At 64.3% G+C, this 20,664-nt stretch carries 21 protein-coding genes; 5 read left to right on the forward strand and 16 right to left on the reverse strand.

Going from position 1 to position 20,664, the window contains the following annotated elements; all coding sequences use genetic code 11:
- Nucleotides 1-102 precede the first annotated feature (102 nt).
- Together HOY34_RS09330 and hemH are read left to right on the forward strand one after the other, a co-directional pair.
- Nucleotides 103-924, forward strand: coding sequence for a methyltransferase domain-containing protein (locus HOY34_RS09330; protein WP_172362097.1), 822 nt, complete (start codon nt 103-105; stop codon nt 922-924).
- Nucleotides 925-1,035: 111 nt separating this feature from the next.
- Nucleotides 1,036-2,091, forward strand: a complete 1,056-nt coding sequence (gene hemH, locus HOY34_RS09335; RefSeq protein ID WP_172362098.1) for a ferrochelatase — start codon at nt 1,036-1,038, stop codon at nt 2,089-2,091.
- Nucleotides 2,092-2,251: 160 nt separating this feature from the next.
- Here the strand turns inward: hemH and HOY34_RS09340 are convergent, their stop codons facing one another.
- A complete protein-coding gene (locus HOY34_RS09340; RefSeq protein WP_172362100.1) occupies nt 2,252-2,428 on the reverse strand; it encodes a hypothetical protein in 177 nt (58 codons plus the stop codon).
- Nucleotides 2,429-2,573: 145 nt separating this feature from the next.
- Entirely contained in the window at nt 2,574-3,179 is a 606-nt protein-coding gene (locus HOY34_RS09345; protein WP_172362101.1) for a L,D-transpeptidase, read from the reverse strand.
- A gap of 373 nt (nt 3,180-3,552) precedes the next feature.
- On the opposite strand from HOY34_RS09345, the gene dalA reads away from it, so the two are divergent.
- Nucleotides 3,553-4,071, forward strand: coding sequence for a divisome-associated lipoprotein DalA (gene dalA, locus HOY34_RS09350; protein WP_172362103.1), 519 nt, complete (start codon nt 3,553-3,555; stop codon nt 4,069-4,071).
- A gap of 196 nt (nt 4,072-4,267) precedes the next feature.
- Here dalA and HOY34_RS09355 read toward each other — a convergent pair whose 3' ends face one another.
- The 7 genes from HOY34_RS09355 to hslO form a co-directional block, all read right to left on the reverse strand.
- Nucleotides 4,268-4,768 (reverse strand): L,D-transpeptidase family protein, encoded by a 501-nt coding sequence (locus tag HOY34_RS09355; RefSeq protein WP_172362104.1) that lies wholly within the window; start codon nt 4,766-4,768, stop codon nt 4,268-4,270.
- 90 nt (nt 4,769-4,858) lie between these two features.
- A complete protein-coding gene (locus HOY34_RS09360; RefSeq protein WP_216654699.1) occupies nt 4,859-6,100 on the reverse strand; it encodes a class I SAM-dependent RNA methyltransferase in 1,242 nt (413 codons plus the stop codon).
- Nucleotides 6,093-7,955 (reverse strand): ABC transporter ATP-binding protein, encoded by a 1,863-nt coding sequence (locus HOY34_RS09365; RefSeq protein ID WP_172362105.1) that lies wholly within the window; start codon nt 7,953-7,955, stop codon nt 6,093-6,095. Before HOY34_RS09365 ends, HOY34_RS09360 begins: the two co-directional genes overlap by 8 nt.
- Entirely contained in the window at nt 7,952-9,820 is a 1,869-nt protein-coding gene (locus tag HOY34_RS09370) for an ABC transporter ATP-binding protein (protein WP_172362107.1), read from the reverse strand. The genes HOY34_RS09365 and HOY34_RS09370 overlap by 4 nt, the downstream gene beginning before the upstream one ends.
- Nucleotides 9,821-9,938: 118 nt before the next feature.
- Nucleotides 9,939-11,126, reverse strand: coding sequence for a CCA tRNA nucleotidyltransferase (locus tag HOY34_RS09375; protein ID WP_172362109.1), 1,188 nt, complete (start codon nt 11,124-11,126; stop codon nt 9,939-9,941).
- The gene (locus HOY34_RS09380) at nt 11,123-11,830 is read right to left on the reverse strand and encodes a CoA pyrophosphatase (protein ID WP_172362110.1); all 708 of its coding nucleotides are present in this window, start codon (nt 11,828-11,830) and stop codon (nt 11,123-11,125) included. The genes HOY34_RS09375 and HOY34_RS09380 overlap by 4 nt, the downstream gene beginning before the upstream one ends.
- The gene (gene hslO / locus HOY34_RS09385; RefSeq protein WP_172362111.1) at nt 11,820-12,842 is read right to left on the reverse strand and encodes an Hsp33 family molecular chaperone HslO; all 1,023 of its coding nucleotides are present in this window, start codon (nt 12,840-12,842) and stop codon (nt 11,820-11,822) included. The genes HOY34_RS09380 and hslO overlap by 11 nt, the downstream gene beginning before the upstream one ends.
- Nucleotides 12,843-13,038: 196 nt before the next feature.
- Here hslO and HOY34_RS09390 point away from each other — a divergent pair, with 196 nt between their 5' ends.
- Nucleotides 13,039-13,482, forward strand: coding sequence for an NUDIX hydrolase (locus HOY34_RS09390; RefSeq protein WP_172362113.1), 444 nt, complete (start codon nt 13,039-13,041; stop codon nt 13,480-13,482).
- 108 nt (nt 13,483-13,590) lie between these two features.
- On the opposite strand, the gene HOY34_RS09395 is transcribed toward HOY34_RS09390, so the two are convergent.
- From HOY34_RS09395 to mbfA, 5 genes are all read right to left on the reverse strand, one after another.
- Entirely contained in the window at nt 13,591-14,214 is a 624-nt protein-coding gene (locus HOY34_RS09395; RefSeq protein WP_172362114.1) for an HAD-IA family hydrolase, read from the reverse strand.
- Nucleotides 14,211-15,125, reverse strand: coding sequence for a DMT family transporter (locus HOY34_RS09400; protein WP_253944350.1), 915 nt, complete (start codon nt 15,123-15,125; stop codon nt 14,211-14,213). Before HOY34_RS09400 ends, HOY34_RS09395 begins: the two co-directional genes overlap by 4 nt.
- An 89-nt stretch (nt 15,126-15,214) precedes the next feature.
- Nucleotides 15,215-15,697, reverse strand: coding sequence for a YaiI/YqxD family protein (locus HOY34_RS09405; RefSeq protein ID WP_172362432.1), 483 nt, complete (start codon nt 15,695-15,697; stop codon nt 15,215-15,217).
- A gap of 123 nt (nt 15,698-15,820) precedes the next feature.
- On the reverse strand, nt 15,821-16,651 hold the full coding sequence (gene fghA / locus HOY34_RS09410) for an S-formylglutathione hydrolase (RefSeq protein ID WP_172362116.1): 831 nt from the start codon (nt 16,649-16,651) through the stop codon (nt 15,821-15,823).
- A gap of 285 nt (nt 16,652-16,936) precedes the next feature.
- Entirely contained in the window at nt 16,937-17,914 is a 978-nt protein-coding gene (gene mbfA / locus HOY34_RS09415) for an iron exporter MbfA (protein ID WP_172362118.1), read from the reverse strand.
- Nucleotides 17,915-18,188: 274 nt separating this feature from the next.
- On the opposite strand from mbfA, the gene HOY34_RS09420 reads away from it, so the two are divergent.
- Nucleotides 18,189-18,815, forward strand: a complete 627-nt coding sequence (locus HOY34_RS09420) for a TetR/AcrR family transcriptional regulator (RefSeq protein ID WP_172362119.1) — start codon at nt 18,189-18,191, stop codon at nt 18,813-18,815.
- A 189-nt stretch (nt 18,816-19,004) separates the two neighbouring features.
- Here the strand turns inward: HOY34_RS09420 and HOY34_RS09425 are convergent, their stop codons facing one another.
- Nucleotides 19,005-20,342, reverse strand: coding sequence for a bifunctional folylpolyglutamate synthase/dihydrofolate synthase (locus HOY34_RS09425; RefSeq protein WP_253944352.1), 1,338 nt, complete (start codon nt 20,340-20,342; stop codon nt 19,005-19,007).
- A 1-nt stretch (nt 20,343) separates the two neighbouring features.
- Nucleotides 20,344-20,649 (reverse strand): monooxygenase, encoded by a 306-nt coding sequence (locus HOY34_RS09430; RefSeq protein ID WP_172362121.1) that lies wholly within the window; start codon nt 20,647-20,649, stop codon nt 20,344-20,346.
- Between the last annotated feature and the right edge of the window lie 15 nt (nt 20,650-20,664).

Here is a 20,664-nt window from a genome sequence, read left to right on the forward strand (position 1 = left end):
CCGCGCAAGGCTGCCACCAAAAGCCTTGCGGTCAGACCGCCCGGTCAGCACTGCCGTTTCAGCGCTTGCATCTTTCCATCCGCCTCCTATTTTCCGACCATCATGTCCGCACCCATTCTGACCGACCGCACCGCCCTGGACCTGCATCGCGCCCGCGCGGCCAGGACGGCGCAGCCTGCCTTCTTCCTGCTCGAAGAGGCCGCCGATGAGATCAAGGAAAGACTGGATTCGGTTAACAGAAGGTTTACGGACCCGGTTCTCCTGAGCGGATTTCCCGATTTCTGGGCCGATGCCCTGCCTGGCATCGCCCATAGCCCCGATCGCCCGCTGCTTGCGCTGCGCCCGGGCGCCCATGATGCGGTGATCCATGCGATGACGCTGCATTGGGCCGATGATCCGGTCGGGCAGATGGTGCAGGCCTTCCGGGCGCTGCGCCCCGACGGGCTGTTTCTGGCGCTGATGTTTGGCGGCCAGACCCTGCATGAGCTGCGGGCCTGTCTGGCCGAGGCCGAGGCAGAGGTCAGCGGCGGTCTTTCCCCGCGCATCCTGCCGATGGCCGAGATCCGCGATCTGGGGGCGCTGTTGCAACGGGCGGGCTTTGCGCTGCCGGTGGCCGACAGTTTCACCCGCAAGGTGGCCTACCGCGATATTTTCCACCTGATGGCCGATCTCAGGGCCATGGGCGAGACCAACGCCCTGGCGGCCCGGCTGCGCCGCCCGACCTCGCGGGCGCTGTTTTTGCGGGCCGGCCAGATCTACCGGCAGAATTTCCCAGCTGAGGGCGGCCGGATCGAGGCGACATTCGAGGTGATCTGCCTGACCGGCTGGACCCCGCATGAAAGCCAGCAAAAGCCGCTGCGCCCCGGCTCTGCCAGCGCCCGCCTTGCCGATGCGCTGAACGCGACCGAACAGCGCCTGCCCTGAGTTCGGCGCAGATTTACGCAGTTCCGCCGGGGCGCTTGCGACAACGCGGGAACTTGACCCCCGCGTTCCAGCCTGTATCCCGGTCACGCCACCACACAGGGGAGCGGATTTATGAGCGATGCAGCAGGAACCGGCACCGGAAACGGGCTTCCTCCGAACCACCCGCAGACGGGGGCGCGGAAAATCGGCGTGCTGATTGCCAATCTCGGCACGCCTGACGGCTATGATTACTGGTCGATGCGCCGCTATCTGAATGAGTTCCTCTCGGACAAGCGGGTGATCGACTATCCGGCCTGGAAATGGCAGCCCCTGCTGCAGACGGTGATCCTGACCAAGCGCCCCTTCACCTCGGGCGCGAATTACAAGCTGATCTGGGATGAAGAGCGCAATGAATCGCCCCTGATGACGATCACCAAAGCACAGACGGCGGCGCTGTCGGCCGCGCTGACAGAGCGGTATGGTGATCGCGTCGTGGTCGATTTCTGCATGCGCTATGGCAATCCCTCGACCGAAGAAAAGGTAAAGGCGCTGATCGCCCAGGGCTGCACGAAAATCGTATTCATGCCGCTTTATCCGCAATATGCGGGCGCGACCTCGGCCACTGCAAATGACCAGTTCTTCCGCGCGCTGATGCAGGAAAAGCGCCAGCCCGCAGTGCGCATCGTGCCGGAATATTTCGACAATCCGCTTTACATCGAGGCGCTGGCCGGATCGGTGACCCGGGCTTACGCGGCGCTGGATCATCGCCCTGATCTGCTGGTGGCCAGCTATCACGGCATGCCCAAACGCTATGTCCAGGAGGGCGACCCCTATTATTGCCAGTGCCGCAAAACCTCACGCCTGCTGCGTGAGCGGCTGGGCTGGGGCGAGGATGATCTGCATACCAGCTTCCAGTCTGTTTTCGGCACCGAGGAATGGCTGCGTCCCTATACGGTCGAATATGTGGCCGAGCTGGCAAAGGCAGGCAAGAAACGTATCGCGGTGATCGCGCCCGCCTTTTCCGCCGATTGTATCGAGACGCTGGAAGAGATTCAGGGCGAGATCCAGGAGGCTTTCACCCATGCCGGGGGCGAGCGCTTTACCTATATTCCCTGCCTCAATGACGATGCCGCGCATATCCACGCGCTGACCGAGGTGATCGCGGCGAATCTGGCTGGCTGGATCTGAAAAGGGGCCAGATCTGAGGCGGTCCAGACATGAGGCAGCCTCGATCAATCGTCCCAGATCAACTGGCTCAGATAACCCGCTTACATCACCGGGCTGAAACGAAAAGAGGACGGCAGATGATCTGCCGTCCTCCTGAATTTCTGGCAGCAGAAATCTGCAATCAGCTTGCGACAGCAGCTGCAACAACGACCAGAAGCAGCAGCGGAACCAGGACGCCGCCCGAGGACGAGGTCGAAGCTTTCACAACTTCCGGATCCATGCGGGGCTCAACAACGCCGCCAGCAAAAGCCGACGAAGCAGCAACCGAAAGTGCAGCAGCAAGCGCGATTTTTTTCATTCCAGTATCTCCAGTTACAGCGTGCCGCATAATTCGCAGAGGTCACGACACGCACCCAAGTGTCCTCGTAAGCACTGGTTAACCAGCAGGCCTGGGAAAAAGCAATTCGCCACGAAGCTGCCGCAAACGGGCCGTTAACTCTTCGTCAAATTAGCAACACCTGAGTTCCGATTTGCGCCATCTCGTAAAGTTCCTCGACATGCTCATTGTACATGCCGATGCAGCCGTTCGACGATTTGCGCCCGATCTTGCGGGTGTCATGGGTGCCGTGGATCCGGTAATAGGTCCAGCTGAGATACAATGCGCGGGTTCCCAGCGGATTGTCCGGTGCGCCGCCCTGAACCACATCCGGCCATTCGGGATTACGCTCTTTCATCGAGGGGGTCGGCCGCCAGGACGGATTAACCACCTTTTGCACGACCTCGGTGCGGCCCAGACGGGTCAGATCACCCGAAAGCGGCACTGATGTCGGGTAAAGACGGTAGGTCGACTGATCCTCTGACCAGTAATGCAGCGCCCGCGAGGTGATATCGACCAGAATCGCGCCCTTGCGGGTGTTCTCAAAATAGCCGCGCCAGTCCAGCATGCGGAAACTTGAGGCATTGTTGCGGGCAGGCGCATCGGGTGCGGGCGCATCCTGGGCCAGCGCCGGCAAAAGCCCGGCCCCCAGGGTGGCAGCACCAAATGTCGCGCCAAATGCGGCGGCTGCATTGCCCAGCACCCTGCGGCGGCTCGGGGTGTCAGCGGTCATCTCGATTCTCCTCGGAGATATTGTTATTGGGGCATTTCTGCTTTTTAGCCGAAACTTAGTGTTTTCCGGCGAAAAGGGCAAATCAAACGGTTGTCACAAGCTGATTCTCTGGCGCAGGGAATTGCTGCCTTCTGCGGGTGCCCCGGGGCAGGGGGGGGGGCGGCGGGTCAGCAGTCATCCCGCCCGATAGGTGATCTCGCTGCGTGATCCCACTGTGTGATGTGGAAATCACGTGCAAAACACAGGCGATCACGCTGTTGTGGCCCGGTTTCACCTCTGCGGATACAGCCGGGCTGCGCGTAGCGTTTGCCTGTTTGCTCTGGCTTCGGTAAAAGACGGAAAAACACCGAAACGGGCAGTAGTTGGTGAGAACATGAACAGACGTGCATTCGTCGCGCTGATTCCGGCAATCGTGCTGGCAGGCTGCGTTGGCGGCGGAACTGAGGCAGTGCAGCTGGGCCCTGATGGCAAGCCGCTGCCGCGCATTTATCGGATCACCCCGGCGATTGCCGCGCAGGTCCCGTTCCGTTTCCTTGATTCGGTCAATACGGTGCGCCGGGCCAAAGGGGCCCAGCCGCTGGCCTTCAACGCCGCGCTGAATGCTGCGGCTGAAACCCATTCGCGCGATATGTCGGTGCAAAACCGTCCCTGGCATTTCGGCTCGGACGGGTCATCGCCGCTGACACGGGTGCAGCGGGCGGGCTATAACGGCCGGCTTTTGGGCGAAAATATCTCGGAAACCTATCAGACCGAGCTGGAGACGCTGTCGGTCTGGATGGCATCCGCCGACCAGCGCAGCGTTATCATGGATCCCGCCGCACGCGAGCTGGGCTTTGCCTGGTATCAGGAAGAGGGCGGCAAGATCTGGTGGACGATGGTCACCGGTGGCTGAGGTCACCGACGGCTGAGACACCGGCGGCCGGGGCTATGGGGGCCGGGGCTATGGCGTGCTGAGCGGGCGCCGCGTCCGCAGGGATCCAACGCCGGGCTGTTGCGTTCGGGCCGTTCCGCTCTGACAGTTACAAAAGAAAACGGGCGGTCCTGGATGTCAGGGCCGCCCGTTTTCTGTCAGTCAGCCCTGGCAGGCATCAGGGCAGGATATGCACCGGCGTGCCCAGATTGACCATCGAATAGACCTCTTCGATTTCCCTGTCGGTCACCGCGATGCAGCCCTCGGTCCAGTCGCGCACCTGCACGGGTCTTTTCGGCCCGCCATGGATAAAGATCTCGCCGCCGGGTTTGCGGTTTTGCGAGCTGGCATATTCGCGGTCCACCACATTCGGGTAGTTGATGTAAAGCGACAGGTGATAGCTTGATTTCGGGTTCTTATAGGTCATGTAATAGGTGCCCTCGGGGGTCTTGCCGTCGCCCTCGAACTGCTTGTGACCCTCGGGCGTAAAGCCCAAACCGATGTCATAGCTTTTCAGCACCCGCTCATTGTGCAGCAGATACATTTTGCGGGCGCCCTTCTGGATCTGGACCGAGGTCACCTCGGGGCCTTTATAGGTCCGGAATTTGGTGTCCTTCTTGCCGCAGGCCGCAAGGCCAAGCGCCAGAACAAGGATAAGAAGAAATCTGAATGCCCGCATGAAGTGATCCGCCCGCCTGTTTTTTCTTCCGATAGCGGAACCGCCCCGCTGAGGCCAGCATTCGTGCAATGCCGGCCTCTCACGGATGCGTTATTTCTGGCGGGTGAAGCGGGCGGCCAGCTCGATATGCACCGACCAGCGGAACTGATCGACGACCTGGACCGTCTCCAGCTGATAGCCGCCCTGGATCAGCGTTTTCGAGTCACGCGCAAAGGTTACAGGGTTGCAGGAAACCATGGCGATCACCGGCACCTTTGACTGCGCCAGCCGCTGGCATTGCGCCTCGGCCCCGGCGCGGGGCGGGTCGATCACCACGGCGTCGAACTTTGCCAGCTCGTCTACCTCAAGCGGGCGGCGGAACAGATCGCGGGTCTCGGTGGTGATCTGCTTCAGGCCATGGGCATTGCGGGCAGCCTTTTCCAGCGCGGCGGTCAGGGCAGGGTGCCCCTCAACCGCGTGGACGCTTGCGTCACTGGCCAGCGGCAGCGCAAAAGTGCCCAGCCCGCAGAAGAGATCCGCCAGCCGCTTCGCGCCCGTGACCGAGGCTTTCACCGCCCTGACCAGCGCCTCTTCGCCCTCAAATGTGGCCTGGAGGAAGGCGCCCGGCGGAAATTCGACCCGCGCCGGGCCCAGCCGCAAAACGGGGGCCTCGCGCTGCGAGATGGTCTCTTTGTCCCAGGTCAGCCGCGAGATCGCAAAGCGCTCGGCCAGCCGGGCCAGCTCCATCTGGGCGGGGGCGTCGAGGGGCTTTCCCCCTGTCACCACCACATCCGGGCCGCCCGCACTCAGCGTGACCTGCAGCTGCATCTCAGCCGTGCGCGAGCCGCCGAACTGCACCAGCGCCTCAAGCGCGGGGAAGGTCTCGATGATGCCCGGATGCAGCAATTTGCAGCCCGGCACCGCGATGATCAGCTCTTGCCCTTTGGCGTGAAAGCCCAGCTGCACGCCCGATTTGGTGCGCCGCCCCGACAGCGTGGCCCGGCGGCGCGACGCGATGGGAGAGGTCTCGACCTCTGCCGCCAGCGGGGCCTCCAGGCCTTGCAGGCGCAGCGCCTGGGCCACGACCTCATGCTTCCAGCCCGCGACAAACCCGTCTGCGGCATGTTGCAACTGACAGCCGCCGCAGCTTTTGGCGTGCTGGCAGGGCGGTTTGACGCGATTGACCGAGGGCGTCACGATCCGCGCCCCCGTCAGCCGGTCGCCCGATAAAACGCCCTCGACCACTTCGCCCGGCAGCATTCCTGGCACGAAAACCGCGCCTTCCGGGCCGGTGGCAATCGCATCGCCCAAATGTCCCAGCCGGTCGATCACCAGCTGTATCGTCTCAGTCATTCACTTCTTCCTGTTCGGTGACGATGAAGCCGCCCGACTGGCGTTTCCAGTAGCGCGCATAAAGCCCGCCCTGCGCCAGCAGCGCCTCATGGCTGCCTGTCTCAACAATCTGGCCCTTTTCCATCACGATGATGCGGTCCATCGCCGCGATGGTCGAAAGTCTGTGGGCGATGGCGAGGACGGTCTTGCCCTGCATCACCCGTTCCAATGCGGCCTGGATCGAGGCCTCGACCTCGGAATCCAGCGCCGAGGTTGCCTCATCCAGCACCAGGATGGGGGCGTTTTTCAGGAAAGCCCGCGCCAGTGCAATCCGCTGCCGCTGCCCGCCCGAAAGTTTCACGCCCCGCTCGCCCAGGAAGGCGTCATAGCCGCGCCGCCCCTGATGATCGACCATGGCGGTAACGAAATCATGCGCTTCGGCGGCGCGGGCGGCGGCCTCGATCTCGGCCTGGCTGGCTTCGGGGTTGCCATAGGCGATATTGTCACGGGCAGAGCGGTTGAAGGTCGCGGTTTCCTGCGTGACCATGCCGATCTGGCGGCGCAGGCTCTCCTGCGTGACGCCGCGCAGATCATGGCCGTCGATGGTGACAGAGCCGGTTTCCGGGTCGTAAAGCCGGAGCAGCAGCGAAACCAGCGTCGATTTCCCGGCACCTGAGGCCCCGACAATGCCGATCTTCTCGCCCGCCAGGATGGTCAGGCGGATGTCATGCACGCCGCCGCGCCCTTTCTCTGCGCTACGCCCATAGGCGAAGGTCACGCCATTATAGCCGATCTCGCCCCTGACCTGCGGCAGCTCGGTCGCGTTTTCGGCATCGGCCAGCACATGGGGCACGGAGAGCGTTTTCATCCCGTCCTCGATCTCGCCGACCGAAGTATAGATCCCCATCAGCGTGAAAGAGACCCAGCCCGACATCTGCGCGATGCGGATCGCCACCGCGCCCGCCGCCGCGATATCGCCCGCCGAGGCCGCCCCCGCCTGCCATTGCAGCAGCGTGCCGCCGATCAGCATCACCGGCAAAAGCCCCGACAGCGCCATCAGCGAAAAGCGAAACCAGGTCGAGATCTGGCCGAACTCCAGCGAGGCCTCGCGGAAGCTTTCCATCGCTTTCAGCGCCACCTCATCCTCAAAACGGTGATGCGCGAAAAGCTTCACCGTCTTGATATTGGTGATGGTATCGACCACCTGGCCTGAGACTATGGCCCGCGTCGCCGCCCGCGCCGCCGAGTTTTTGCGCACCCGCGGCATGAAAAAGCGGATCATCAGCACATAAAGCACCAGCCAGCCCAGCAGCGCGAAAGCCACCATCGGGTCAATCGCCAGCAAAAACACCGCCGAGCCGATCACCGAGGCCAGCGCGAAACAGACGGTATTGATGATCTCGGTTGCGGTATCGGTGACGGCGCGGGCGGCCTGCATCTGCTTGGTGGCGATGCGGCCCGCGAAATCATTGTCAAAGAAGGTGACCGGCTGGCCCAGCGTCCAGCGATGCAGCCGCGACAGCACCAGAGGCATCACATTCGGCCCGATCACCACCGAGTTCGAGGCCGCAGAAAGGCCAAAGGCCATTGGCCGCAACACCAGGTAAAAGACCAGAAAGACCAGCAAAAGGCCCATATGCGCCTGGAAAAACGCCTCTGGCCCGGCATTGACCGCCGCATCGACCACCCAGCCCAGGATGACCGCGCTGACCACCTCGGTCGCGCCCGCCAGCGAAGAGATCACGCCGGCGACGATCAGCCAGGGCCAGGCCCCGCGCAGGCACCAGCGCATGAAAGCGCCCAGCTGTTGCGGCGGCGGCCCCCAGGCGGGGCGAAAGGCGTCGATCCGGCCCCCGAGCCAGGCGAAAATGCTCATGTCCGGTTCTCCTGGTTTTCGGCCTCTGTGGCATCGTCCAGCCCGATAAAGCCGCCCGATTGCCGCGCCCAGAACCGGGCGTAAAGGCCGCCTTTGGTCAGCAGATCGGCATGGCTGCCCGCCTCGGCGATGCGGCCGTCATCCATGACGACGATGCGGTCCATCTCGGCAATGGTTGACAGGCGGTGCGCGATGGCGATCACCGTCTTGCCCTGCATCACCCCGTAAAGCGCGGTCTGAATGGCGGCCTCGGCCTCGGAATCCAGTGCCGATGTCGCCTCATCCAGGATCAGGATCGGCGCGTCTTTCAGGATCACCCGCGCCAGCGCCACCCGCTGCCGCTGCCCGCCCGAAAGCTTCACGCCACGCTCGCCGACATGGGCGTCATAGCCTTTGCGGCCGGCCTGATCCTCAAGCGTCAGGATGAAGTCATGCGCATCGGCGCGTTTGGCGGCGGCGATCATCTCTGCGTCGCTGGCATCGGGGCGGCCGTAAAGGATATTGTCGCGCACCGAGCGGTGCATCAGGCTGCTGTCTTGCTGCACCATGCCGATCAGGCGGCGCAGGCTGTCCTGGGTGACTTTCGTTACATCCTGGCCGTCGATCAGGATCTGGCCGCCCTCGGGGTCGTAAAAGCGCAGGATCAGCTTGACCAGCGAGGATTTCCCCGCGCCAGAGCGCCCGACGACGCCGATTTTCTCGCCCGGATGGATCACCAGGTCGATGCCCTGGATGCCACCTGCCTCACGCCCGTAATGGTGGCGCAGGCCTTTCATCTCGATCAGGCCCTCGCGGTATTCCAGCGGCTTCGCGCCTGAAGCATCGGTCAGCTGGATGGGCTGGGTGATGGTCTGCATGCCCTCCTGCACGACGCCCAGGGCCTGAACCAGACCCGAAAACGCCCACATGATCCAGAAGGTCATATTGTTCAGCCGCAAAACCAGCGCCGAGGCGGCAGCCACAGTGCCGGTCGAGGCCTGGCCCTGCACCCAAAGCACCACTGCCCAGCCGATGATTGCAACGATCAGGAACCCGTTCAGCAGCGTCAGCGCCAGATCCATCTTCGTGATGATCCGCATTTCCTGCTGGAAGGTGCTGCGGGCGGTCTCGATCGCCTCTTTGGCATATTCGATTTCGCGGTCGTGATGGGCGAAAAGCTTGACCGAATGGATATTGGAATAGGCGTCGACCACCCGCGCCGTGACGGCCGAGCGCGCGTCAGAGCTGGCCATGGCGGCAGGGCCAGCGCGGCGGATCGTCCAGCGCACCAGCGCCATATAAAGCGCGAACCAGGCGACCAGCGGCAACAGAAGGCGCGGGTCGGCCTCGGCCAGCATCAGCCCTGCACCAACCACAGTCACGGCGGCAAAGGCCACCGCGTCAAAGGTCTGGAACACCGCGTCGCCTGCAGCGGGCGGCGTTTGCATGATGCGATTGGCGATGCGGCCCGCGAAATCGCTTTCAAACCAGCCGACGGGCTGGCGGATCACATGGCGGTGCGCCCGCCAGCGGATCATGGTGCCGAAATTGGGCAGGATCGTATTGTGCAACAGCGCCACGCTGCCGACCTGGATCATCGGGCGCAACACCAGAACTGCCAGTGCGACCAGCGCCACCTCGACCCCATGCGCGGCAAAGAAGGCCGCAGGCCCGGCGCTGACCATCAGGTCGATCAGCCGCCCCAGATACCAGATCAGCGCCACCTCGATAAAGGCCGAGCCGACCGACAGCGCCCCGGTGATCGCAAAGACCCTGCGGAAGGGGCGGATATAATCGCGCAGCCAGGGCCAGAGCCGGGTCGGCGGCGTATCCGTCTCTTTATAGGCGGCATATGGGTCGACAAGATTTTCGAAAAAGCGAAACATTTATGCCCCCGTTTGGCCCCCGTTTGCCCCCCGGATAGCCGCCGGACTGGCTTCGCGTCTCTATACGTATTCCCCGAAAAAGGAAACTGCGGCGCAGGACGGGGCAGTCATGGCGCGGTCATGGCAGGGCCAGCAAAGCCTCTTTGCCGGGTCTCAGGTCAGCGGCAAGCCAGGCCTCTCGCAAGACCCGCATCCTTTCGCCAAGGGCCGGGCCAGAAAATTCCGGCATCAGATCGGCGGCGGTGACCGGGAAAACGGCGGCCGCACCACGGGCGATTTCTGCCTGAAAGCCCTGGGGGGGCGGGGTTTCCAAAAGTGCTGCACGGGCGAGGATCGCATCCTGTGCGGCCCCGGCCCCAAGCTCCTGGCCCAGCCTTGCGGTGGCGCCGCCGTCCTGCACTGCCTTGCACCGCTGTGCGAGGCCCGTACCTTCCTCGCGCGAAAGGCGCAGGCTGCGGGTAAGGTTCACACCCTCCATCGCGGCGCTCAGCAGCGCCAGCCTGCGCGGCCAGGCGGGGGTGGGGGCGGGGCTAAGCCCCTCTTCCAGATGCACCAGCAGCGCCATGGCGCGGGCGTCGGCACCGGGCAGCACGCGGGTCAGCACGCCGCTGGCCTGCATCGCTGCCAGCGAGGGCGCGGGGTCGGGGGCTGACAGCAGCTTTTTCAGCTCGGCACCCACCCGCTCACGCGAGATGGTGTCCAGCCCCTCGGCCAGGGCGGCGCAGGCGGCAAGGCCCTCGGGGTCTGGGCCTTCGGCGGCATCGCCAAACCAGGCGTAAAAGCGGAAAAACCGCAGGATGCGCAGGTAATCTTCGCGGATCCGCGCCTCTGGCGTGCCGATAAAACGGATATGGCGGGCGTGGGCATCTGTGATGCCGCCGCCCAGCGGGTCCAGCAGCCTGCCATCGGGGGCGGCATAAAGCGCGTTCATGGTGAAATCGCGCCGCATCGCGTCATCTTCGATCCGCTCGGCAAAGGCCACCACGGCGCGGCGGCCATCGGTTTCCACATCGCGCCGCCAGGTGGTGATCTCAAAGGGGATGCCGCCTGCCAGCACGGTGACGGTGCCATGATCGATCCCGGTGGGGATGGTGGTCAGCCCGGCGGCGCGGGCCAGTTCGGTGACGCGGGTGGGCAGGGCATTGGTCGAAAGGTCGATGTCATTGACCCTGGCGCCCAAAAGCGCGTCGCGCACGCAGCCGCCGACCGCATAGACCTGATGGCCGCCCGCCTGCAGCAGGGCAAAGACCTGGGTGATTTCCGGGCCGGTCAGCCAGTCGCCACTTATGCGTTCGGGCCCGGTCATGGGGTGCCGCTTTCGGCTGGCCGATTTTGCAGTTGCTGGCTTTGTGTCTGCTGGTGTTCAGCATACCGCCCCGCCAGGCCGCGCAGGATCCTGGCCGTCGCGCCCCAGATATACCAGGGCCCCCAGGGCACGGTGTAATAGCGCCGCCAGTCGCCGCGCCACATCCGCCGCTCGATCGCGTAGCGCGGGATCGACAGCAGATGCGCCAGCGGCACGGTGAAGATCTCATCGACCTCGCCCGCCTCGGGGCGCGGCGTGAAGGGGCCGTCGATCAGCCCCAGAACCGGGGTGATCTGAAAGCCGGTCACCGTCTCATGCTGGGGCAGGCGACCGATCAGCGAGACCGAGCCCGGCGGCAGGCCCGTTTCCTCCCATGCCTCGCGCAGGGCGGTGGCCTCGGGGCTGGTGTCAGCCGCATCGGTCTTGCCGCCCGGAAAGGCGATCTGGCCGGGATGGTGCTTCAGCTGCGACGAGCGCTTGGTCAGCATCACCCGCGCCCCGCGCGGATCTGCAAGCACCGGGATCAGCACGGCGGCAGGGCGCAGAATGCGCCCCTCGGGCAGGCGGATGCCGGGGTTCAGATCGTAGTCAGACGAGGCGGCAGCGGCGGTCGGTGAGGACAGCAGCTGCCGCAGATCTGTGACCAGATCCCCGTTTTCGCCCCCGTTCAGGGGCAGGGCAAGAGAGGCGGGCTCAGCCCGCATCGCCTGCAGCGGCCCCCTCAAAGCCCAGCGTGGCCGGGTCCAGCTGGTAATGCGCGCCGCAGAACTGGCAGTCTGCAGTCACGATCCCCTCGGGCGTCGTCATATGCGCGAGGTCTTTCTGGCTATAGATCGACAGCGTGTTGCGCACCTTATCCTCAGAGCAGGAGCAGCCAAAACGCACCGGCTGCGCATCAAACACCCGCGGCTCTTCTTCGTGGAAGAGGCGCACCAGCAGGTCGGTCGGCGTCACCGAGGGGCCGATCAGCTCCAGCTCTTCGACGGTCGACAGCAGGTGATTGGCACGGTTCCAATCCTCGGCAGGCGCACCCGAAAGGATATCGGCATGGGTCAAAAGCCCACCCTCGCCAGAGCCTTCACTGGCCGCGATGCCACCCGTTTGCGGCATATGCTGCAACATGATGCCGCCTGCGCGCCAGCCGCTGTCGTGCAGCCCGCCGCTCTGGCCTGGCTCCTGGCTTTTGCCGAATGTCAGGGCGAAGCGGGTCGGGATCTGCTCAGACTGGGCGAAATAGGCCTCGGCGCAGGCCGAAAGGCTGCCGCCCGCGATGGGGGTAAAGCCCTGGTAAGGCAGCATCCCCTCGCCCTGGTCAAGCATGACGGCAAAGAAACCCTCGCCGATCAGCGAGAAGGGATCGGTGGTTTCGGTGATCCTGTCGGCATCAAAGCTGGCATAGGCGCGGATGCGGGCGGGCTCGCCCTCTTTTTCCGGGCCATAGTAATCGGTGGCGATCAGCCGGGCCGGGCCATTGCCACGGATCTGCAGCGACAGCTTCCAGCGCAGTTTGATCGACTGGCCGATCAGCGCGGTCAGCAGCGCACATTCCGCCACCAGCGCCTCGATGGCGGGCGGGTATTTGTGCTGTGCCAGCACCTGATCCAGCAGCCCGTCCAGCCGCGCCACCCGGCCACGAATGCCGGAACGGTCAAGCTGGAAGGGCAGGACGGTGTCGTCCCATGCGATTTTGGAGCCGATCCGGGTCTCGGTTGCCATGATATTGTCCTTGGGCGCGATCTGCGCACTGAATGGGTGGATAAAGCCCTGATCCTGACGGTGCCTGCCAGGCAAAGCCTTGTCCTGATGCGGGGGCTCTGGCAAGTGTCTGTTGGGAATACGGCTCTGTTCGGCGGCTTATATAGGGGCGATGCCCCGGCTGACCAAGGGGGCAACAGCAAAGGAGGCACGGGCGATGATCCGGCGATATGGCGAGGCGGTAAAGCCCGGGATCTCCTGGCGGCGCAGGCCGGGGGTCTATGCGGTGCTTTTGCGCGGCGAGCAGATCCTGACCACCTTCCAGCAAAGCCCGGTGCCCGAGTTCCAGCTGCCCGGCGGCGGCATCGACAAAGGCGAGCATCCGCTGGCCGCGCTGCACCGCGAGGTCTTTGAAGAGACCGGCTGGAAGATCGACCGCCCGCGCCGGATCGGGGCCTATCGGCGGTTCACCTTTATGCCCGATTACGATTTCTGGGCCGAGAAGGTCTGCACGATCTACCTCGCCCGCCCGGTGCTGCGCCACGGCCCGCCCTCAGAGCCGGGTCATAGCGCGGTCTGGCTGGGCATCAGCGAGGCGCTGGCGCTTTTGGGCAATGAGGGCGACCGCGAGATGCTGCTTCGGGCGCTTGCGCAGGCCTGACGCCACCGGGTCTGATATGGCGGGGCCTGATGCGGTCGGGTCTGATATGGCAGGGCCTGACGGCTGAAAACCGATTGCTTGAATCGCGGCCGCTTAAAGTCCCGCCGCTTAAATCCCGGCCTCTGCGCGGGTCAAAAGCTCTTCGGCGACCAGCCGCTCGGCCCAGCCCTGCCAGCTTTCGAACTGATGGGTGCGCCAGCCGCGCCTGGCGGCGGCGGTGATATTGTCGGCGCGGTCATCGGTGAACAGCAGGCGTTCCGGCGCGATGCCGCAATCGGCCTCGACATGGGCATAGATCGCGGGGTCGGGTTTGATCATCCGCAGCCGCCCCGAGATGTAAAGGCGGTCGAAATCGGCCAGAAATCCCAGCCGGGGCAGGGCGTGATCCCAGGTCTGATCGCCGAAATTTGTCAGCGCGAAAACCGGGATGCCTTTGGCCCGCAGCGCATCACGCAGCCGGATCGAGCCCTCGATCCTGGGCGAGGCCATATCATGCCAGCGCTCATACCAGAGGCGGATCTCGGGCGCCCATTCCGGGTGGCGGTCGGCCAGGGCGAACACGCTGTCCCGAAACGGATCACCCGCATCGACGCCCTCATTCATCCCCAGCAGATCAACGGCGTCAAACAGAGCGTGACGGCGATCCTCGCCGATTTCACGGTCGTAAAAGCCGATCGGATCCCAGCCGATCAGCACCCGCCCGATGTCAAAAATCACCGCCTCAGGTTTCATTTCCGCACCCTTTTTGCCAGCGCGGCCTCGCGCCAGACCACATAAATCCCAGAGCCGCAGATCAGCGCGATCCCCGCCCAGGATGTAAGGTCTGGCCATGTCCCGAATATGACAACGCCCCAGAAAATCGCCATCGGCATGCCGGTATAGTCAAAGGGCGCGACCACTGCGGCCTCGGTGGTGCGATAGGCCTGGGCGACCATCAGCCCGCCGATCACCACGCTGCTGCCGGTCAGCAAAAGCCAGGGGATGTCAGCCAGCGGCGGCCAGATCCAGGCGCGAAACAGAAAGCCCCAAAGCGCATCGCCGCTGTCATGGCTGCCATCGCCGAAGATCGCCCCCATCGTCAATGACAAAAGGATGAAGCCCGACAGCACGTAGAATGAGAAGGTGAAGGCGGTCTCAGTCTCGCGCATCGAGCGGGTCATCAGGTTCGATGAGGCATAAAGTAGCGAGGACAGCAGCACCAAGAGCGCGGCGCCCTGAATGACGCCCGCGCCCGGGCGCAGGATGATGACGGTGCCGATCAGCCCCAGAAAGACCGCGAACCAGCGCCTTGGCCCGACTTTCTCGCCAAGGGCCAGCACGGAAAGCGCGGTCACCATCAGCGGGCTGGTGTAAGAGACGGCGGCGGCATCGGCCATCTCCATCGCGGCAAGCCCGGTGTAAAAGGCCGAGTTTGAGGTCAGGATGGTCACCACCCGGATCAGATGCGCCAGCGGCCTGCGGGTGCGCAGCTGTGCAAAGCCCGCGCCTGAACAGGCAATCAGCACCAGAAGGATCGCCATCCCCACCATGGCGCGGAACAGGATGATCTGATGCAGCGCATAGCCGCCCGACAGATGCTTGATCGCCATGTCATTAACTGAATAAAGCGCGGTGCCCCCGGCGGCCAGCAGGATACCCGTCAATACCGGGGCATGGCCCGGGACGGGCGCAGCCGGTCGATGGCTATATACGGGGGGATTGGGCTGCGGATCAGACATGACAGCTCGCAGCTTTAGCCCGGCTTGCTGCCGGTTTCTGTCCTGCCCGCGACAGTCACACGGCGCAAAAGGCGGTCGAGCATATCGAGAAAGCGAGAGCGGTCCGCATTCGAAAACGCCCGCCCGCCGCCCTGGCGAAACGGATCAGCCGCCCGAAGATCGGCCATCAGATCGCGGGTGGCCAGCACCTGGCCTATGTTGCGGCTGTTCAGCTCCTGGCCGTCGGGCTTCAGCACCAGCGCCCCGTTTTCAATCACCCGGGCCGCCAGCGGGATGTCAGAGGTCACGACCAGATCGCCCTCATGCGCGTGATCCGCGATCCAGCGGTCGGCCTCATCCAGGCCCTGGCCCACATAGACCGAGGAGACCAGCGGATTGGCCGAGGGCCTGATGCCGCCGTTCGAGACCAGCACCATCGCAATGCCCAGCCGCGTTGCAACCCGCTCGGCCTCGGGTTTTACCGGGCAGGCATCGGCGTCAATGTAAAGCGTCATGATGCACAGTCCTGACTGGCTTGCTCCGACCGGCAAAGGCATGTGGTCGCAGGAACAAAGGAAAGGGGCAAAGCGGGCGGGGGCAAAGCCTGGGCACAAAGGGGGCGCGGGGCCCCCCTTCGCAGATCAGCCTCTCAGGGCGTCGACGTGGAAGGCGATGTGATCCTCGATGAAGGATGACACAAAGAAATAGCTGTGGTCATAGCCCTTTTGCATGCGGATGGTCCCGCCCTGGCGGCGCTCGGTCATGGCTGCGGCCAGGGCCTCGGGCTTCAGCAGGTCGATAAACTGGTCCGAGGTGCCCTGGTCGATCAGCACTGGGCCGTCAAAGCCACGCTTGCGCATCAGAAGCGAGGCGTCATGCGCGGCCCAGGTGCCTTCATCCGCGCCCAGATAGGCGGTGAACTGTTTGCGGCCCCAGTCCGACCCGGTCGGATTGCAGATCGGCGCGAATGCCGAGACAGACGAGAAACGGCCCGGCAGGCTCATGGCGATGGTCAGCGCACCATGGCCGCCCATCGAATGCCCGGTGATCGCCTGCAGACCCTCTTCCAGCGGGAAGGCCTTGAAGACCAGCTCTGGCAGCTCTTCGGTCACATAGTCCCACATGCGAAAATGCGGCGCCCAGGGATTTTCGGTCGCGTTCACATAGAAGCCTGCGCCCTGGCCCAGATCATAGGCCTCGTCATTGGCCACACCCTCACCGCGCGGCGAGGTATCGGGGAAAATCAATGCGATACCGGCCTCGGCGGCCCAGCGTTGCGCGCCCGCCTTTACCATCGCATTCTCATGGGTGCAGGTCAGCCCCGACAGATACCACAAAAGCGGCACCGGCCCGTCCTCTGCCCCTTCGGGCAGGAAAAGACCAAAGGTCATATCGGTTCCCGTGGCCTGCGAGGCATGGGTATAGACGCCCTGCACGCCACCAAAGCAACGGTTTTCCGAGATCGTTTTCATGCTAACTCCAGGCTGTTCGGGGTCCGGCCACCCGGGAGGCCCGGGGAAACGGGGCGCGGCAGGGGGGCGGAAATATCCTGGCCACAATGAAGAGAATGCAGCCAGGGAGCAAGAGGGGCGGGGCAAGACGGGAGGCAAGACGGGGGTGCAAGAGGGGCGGGTGATCGGGGTGCCGCCTGGCCCAGGGCCCCGAGGGCGCGGGTGCCGGTTGCCCGCCGCGCCGCGCCAGGGCGCATCACGCGGATCGGGGCACAGGTGGTCGGGGCCGGCGCGGGCTTTGAAAGCCTAGCCGCCGCCGATCAGCACGCCCGCGGCGAAGACCAGCGCCCCTCCCAGCACCACCTGAAAGGCCGCCCGCCAGAAGGGCGTCTCCATATAGCGGTTCTGGATCCAGGCGATTGCCCATAGCTCAAAAAACACCACGATCATCGCAATCGTGGTGGCGATGTGAAAATCGGGGATCAGATAGGGCAGCGCATGCCCCAGCCCGCCCGCAGCCGTCATCACCCCGGTCGCAATCCCACGCTTCAGCGGGCTGCCGCGCCCCGAGATCCGGCCATCATCGGCGGCTGCCTCGGTGAACCCCATCGAAATCCCCGCGCCCACCGAGGCCGCCAGCCCCACCAGAAAGGTCGTATGGGTGTTTTGCGTCGCAAAAGCGGTGGCAAAAATCGGCGCCAGCGTCGAGACAGAGCCATCCATCAGCCCCGCCAGCCCCGGCTGCACCCAGGTCAGGATGAACTGACGCTTTTCCGACTGCGCCTCGGCGGCTTTGGCGTCATCGCTCAGATGGGTTTCGGCCAGGCGATCGGCCTCGCGCTCATGCGCGCTTTCGGCCTGGGCCAGATCGCCCAGCAGGCGGCGGGTGGGCGCATCGCTGCTTTGTGCGGCGGCGCGGGCGTAAAAGGCGCCTGCGTCGCGCTCCATTTGCGCGGCCTGGGCGCGGATCGTCTCCAGCGAAAGCTGGCTGTTCAGCCAGACCGGGCGACGTGCATGAAAGCCCGCCACATGCTCACGCCGGATCAGCGGAACCACCCGGCCAAACCGCGTCTCATAAAGATCCAGCAGCTGGCGACGATGGCCGTCCTCTTCCTCGGCCATACCGTCAAAAAGGGCCGCAGAGGCAGGGTAATCGGCGCGCAGCCGCTCGGCGTAATGGCGGTAGATGCGGGCGTCATCCTCTTCCGAAGAGATCGCCAGCGCAAGGATTTCGCGCTCGGACAAATCGCGCATACGCCGGCGGGAAAGGGCAGATGTCAGCATGGCAGGCTCGGGATAGGGGCGTGGCAGAGAAAGAGGCGAAGTGGGGGCAGGCGGCCCCCGATACGGGGGCCTGTTGGGGGCCTGTACTGGGGGGGCAAATACTGGGGCTGCAAAAGCCGGCGCTGTTGCGCAATCTCTTGTGGCGTGCCTGATGTGGCATGCCAGAGTTTGCCAGCACCGCTGCCGCTGCGCCAGAGGGAAAACCCGATGCCGCGGTCAAAGCCTGGGGCGCTGCGGTTGCCAATGGCGTGGGCTGACGCCATGATAGGCCATCATGAATCCGATTGTTTCGACAGAGGCCCGCAAGGGCCGCAAATATGAGCAGGTTCAGGAGGGTGCGCTCAGCGTCTTCCTGCGCGATGGCTTTGAAGGGGCCTCGGTTGACGAGATTGCCCGGGTTGCCGGCGTCTCTAAGGCGACGCTTTACTCTTATTTCCCGGACAAGCGGATGATGTTCGCCGAGGTGTTCAGCGCCGAATGTCATCGCCATGCCAATGAGGCCGAGGCCGAGCTGGGGCCGGATCTGGATGCGCCTGCCGTCCTTACCCTTACGGCCCGCAAGATCATTGATTTCACCCTGTCGGATTTCGGGCGCCGCCTGTTCCGGCTGATGGTGGCCGAGGTCGCCCGCTTCCCCGAGCTGGCGCGGCTTTTTTACATCAATGGCCCGGGCAAGCTGCGTCAGAGGCTGATCGCGCGTCTTACCGCGCTGTGCGAGCGTGGTGAATTGCAGATCGAAGATTTCGAGCTTGCGACCGATCAGTTCGTGCAGCTCAGCAAAGCGCTGATCCAGGATCGGGTCTTGCTGGGCCTGGTCGAGGATATCCGCAGCGAAGAGATCGAGGACGCCATCACCGGCGCGGTTGAAACCTTCCTCGCCCGTTACGGCACGGGCCGCTGACGGGGGCGCAGCCAAAGGGCCTGCGCCGCGGCTGTCGGGGCGACATGGGCTGACGCACTGGATGACCACCGGAACTGGCATACTGGAACTGCTGCACTGGAACTGGCACACCGGGGCTGGCATCGGGTCGACTGGTGCCTGACCGGGGCCGAAACTGGCGCCTGACCGGGGCGGGGCTTGCGCCCGGTCTCAGCCGTTTTCGCGCAGGATCTGCCCCGCGAGGTAAAGTGAGCCGCAGATCAACACCCGCGCCGCAGGGTTTTGTGCCGTGATCTGTGCCAGGGCCGCCGAAACCGAGGCCGCCGTCTCAGCCGCGATCCCGGCCTGCCGGGCCGCATCGCGGGTGGCGGTGGCAGGCAGCGTGTTCGGCTCGCCTGGGATTTCAACCGCGATCAGCGCTTTCAGATGCGGGGCGAGGGGGCGCATATAGCCCGTCACATCCTTGGTATTCAGCATGCCGCAAATTGCGAATGTCTCACGTGCAGGCATCCGCGAAAGCGTCGCGGCAATCGCCTCGCCACCGGCTGGGTTATGGCCGCCATCCAGCCACAGCTCAATGCCCGGGGCCTGCTGCACCAGCGGGCCGGTGACCAGTTTTTGCATCCGCGCAGGCCAGGTGGCGCGGGTGACGGCAGCCTCACAGGCCGCCTCATCCCGGCCTAGGATGCGCAGGGCGGCAATCGCAGCCCCGGCATTCTGGATCTGATGCGGCCCCGGCAGATTGGGCAAGGGCAGATCCAGCAGGCCGTTTTCATCCTGATAGACCATGCGGCCACGCTCTTCGCTGATCTGCCAGTGCTGGCCACAGGCAAAGACCGGGGCCCCCAGCCGGGCGGCGCGATCCTCGATCACCCGCAGCCCCTCATCGCTTTGCGGGCCGACCACCACCGGAACGCCACGCTTGATGATCCCGGCCTTTTCGCCGGCGATCTCGGGCAGGGTCTCGCCCAGATATTGCTGATGGTCGATGGAAACCGGGGTGATGATGGTCAGGCGGGGCTGATCCACGACATTGGTCGCATCCAGCCGCCCGCCAAGGCCCACCTCAAGCAAGGTGAAATCCGCGGGAACGCGCGAAAAAGCCAGCATCGCGGCCACGGTGGTGATCTCAAAGAAGGTGATCTCTTCCCCGCCATTGGCCGCCACGCATTCATCCAGCAGGGCCATCAGTGCGGGCTCGGAAATCAATTCACCCGCCAGGCGGATCCGCTCATGAAAGCGGGCCAGATGCGGCGAGGTATAGGCGTGAACCTTCGCGCCCCCGGTTGCGCCCGCAGATGCGCCCGCAGCCTGACCGTAAGGGGCCTCAAGCCCGGCGCGAATCATCGCCTGGGTCGAGCCTTTGCCATTGGTGCCCGCCAGGTGGATCACCGGGGGCAGGCGCCGTTCAGGATGGCCAAGCGCGGCCAGCAGGCGATGCACGCGGTCCAGCGTCAGGTCGATGATCTTGGGATGAAAGCTCATCATCCGCGCAAGGATCGCGTCGGATCCGGCATCCGGCCGCTGTTCTGTGCTCTGGCCCGTCATGTCAGAGCGGCGCTTTGGTGATCGCGGAAAGCGCATCATTCACCGCAAAAGCATGGGCGGTGATGCCTGTGATTCCAAAGCCTTCCAGCCGTGCCGCATGTTTGACGCGATAGGCCTCAGCCTCTTCGGGCGAGGCGAAGAGGTAAATCCCGCCCGCACGCCCGGTTTCTGCATTCTCGGTCCAGATTTTCCACAAAAAGCCCGGCTCGCTGGCAATATCTGCGGCCAGCCCCTCCATTGCGGCGGGCATTTCCGCGCCCCAGGGGCCCTGGAAAGGGAAATCAAACTGCAAAAGCGTCTTTGACATCGCCGGGCCTCTGTA

The sequence above is a fragment of the Pseudogemmobacter hezensis genome (genome assembly GCF_013155295.1).
GTDB lineage: Bacteria > Pseudomonadota > Alphaproteobacteria > Rhodobacterales > Rhodobacteraceae > Pseudogemmobacter > Pseudogemmobacter hezensis.

What these genes read in the sequence shown, in the direction of transcription:
- HOY34_RS09330 (WP_172362097.1), top strand. Translation starts at nt 103, where the DNA reads ATGTCCGCACCCATTCTGACCGACCGCACCGCCCTGGACCTGCATCGC.
- hemH (WP_172362098.1), top strand. Translation starts at nt 1,036, where the DNA reads ATGAGCGATGCAGCAGGAACCGGCACCGGAAACGGGCTTCCTCCGAAC.
- HOY34_RS09340 (WP_172362100.1), bottom strand. Translation starts at nt 2,428, where the DNA reads ATGAAAAAAATCGCGCTTGCTGCTGCACTTTCGGTTGCTGCTTCGTCG.
- HOY34_RS09345 (WP_172362101.1), bottom strand. Translation starts at nt 3,179, where the DNA reads ATGACCGCTGACACCCCGAGCCGCCGCAGGGTGCTGGGCAATGCAGCC.
- dalA (WP_172362103.1), top strand. Translation starts at nt 3,553, where the DNA reads ATGAACAGACGTGCATTCGTCGCGCTGATTCCGGCAATCGTGCTGGCA.
- HOY34_RS09355 (WP_172362104.1), bottom strand. Translation starts at nt 4,768, where the DNA reads ATGCGGGCATTCAGATTTCTTCTTATCCTTGTTCTGGCGCTTGGCCTT.
- HOY34_RS09360 (WP_216654699.1), bottom strand. Translation starts at nt 6,100, where the DNA reads ATGACTGAGACGATACAGCTGGTGATCGACCGGCTGGGACATTTGGGC.
- HOY34_RS09365 (WP_172362105.1), bottom strand. Translation starts at nt 7,955, where the DNA reads ATGAGCATTTTCGCCTGGCTCGGGGGCCGGATCGACGCCTTTCGCCCC.
- HOY34_RS09370 (WP_172362107.1), bottom strand. Translation starts at nt 9,820, where the DNA reads ATGTTTCGCTTTTTCGAAAATCTTGTCGACCCATATGCCGCCTATAAA.
- HOY34_RS09375 (WP_172362109.1), bottom strand. Translation starts at nt 11,126, where the DNA reads ATGACCGGGCCCGAACGCATAAGTGGCGACTGGCTGACCGGCCCGGAA.
- HOY34_RS09380 (WP_172362110.1), bottom strand. Translation starts at nt 11,830, where the DNA reads ATGCGGGCTGAGCCCGCCTCTCTTGCCCTGCCCCTGAACGGGGGCGAA.
- hslO (WP_172362111.1), bottom strand. Translation starts at nt 12,842, where the DNA reads ATGGCAACCGAGACCCGGATCGGCTCCAAAATCGCATGGGACGACACC.
- HOY34_RS09390 (WP_172362113.1), top strand. Translation starts at nt 13,039, where the DNA reads ATGATCCGGCGATATGGCGAGGCGGTAAAGCCCGGGATCTCCTGGCGG.
- HOY34_RS09395 (WP_172362114.1), bottom strand. Translation starts at nt 14,214, where the DNA reads ATGAAACCTGAGGCGGTGATTTTTGACATCGGGCGGGTGCTGATCGGC.
- fghA (WP_172362116.1), bottom strand. Translation starts at nt 16,651, where the DNA reads ATGAAAACGATCTCGGAAAACCGTTGCTTTGGTGGCGTGCAGGGCGTC.
- mbfA (WP_172362118.1), bottom strand. Translation starts at nt 17,914, where the DNA reads ATGCTGACATCTGCCCTTTCCCGCCGGCGTATGCGCGATTTGTCCGAG.
- HOY34_RS09420 (WP_172362119.1), top strand. Translation starts at nt 18,189, where the DNA reads ATGAATCCGATTGTTTCGACAGAGGCCCGCAAGGGCCGCAAATATGAG.
- HOY34_RS09425 (WP_253944352.1), bottom strand. Translation starts at nt 20,342, where the DNA reads ATGACGGGCCAGAGCACAGAACAGCGGCCGGATGCCGGATCCGACGCG.
- HOY34_RS09430 (WP_172362121.1), bottom strand. Translation starts at nt 20,649, where the DNA reads ATGTCAAAGACGCTTTTGCAGTTTGATTTCCCTTTCCAGGGCCCCTGG.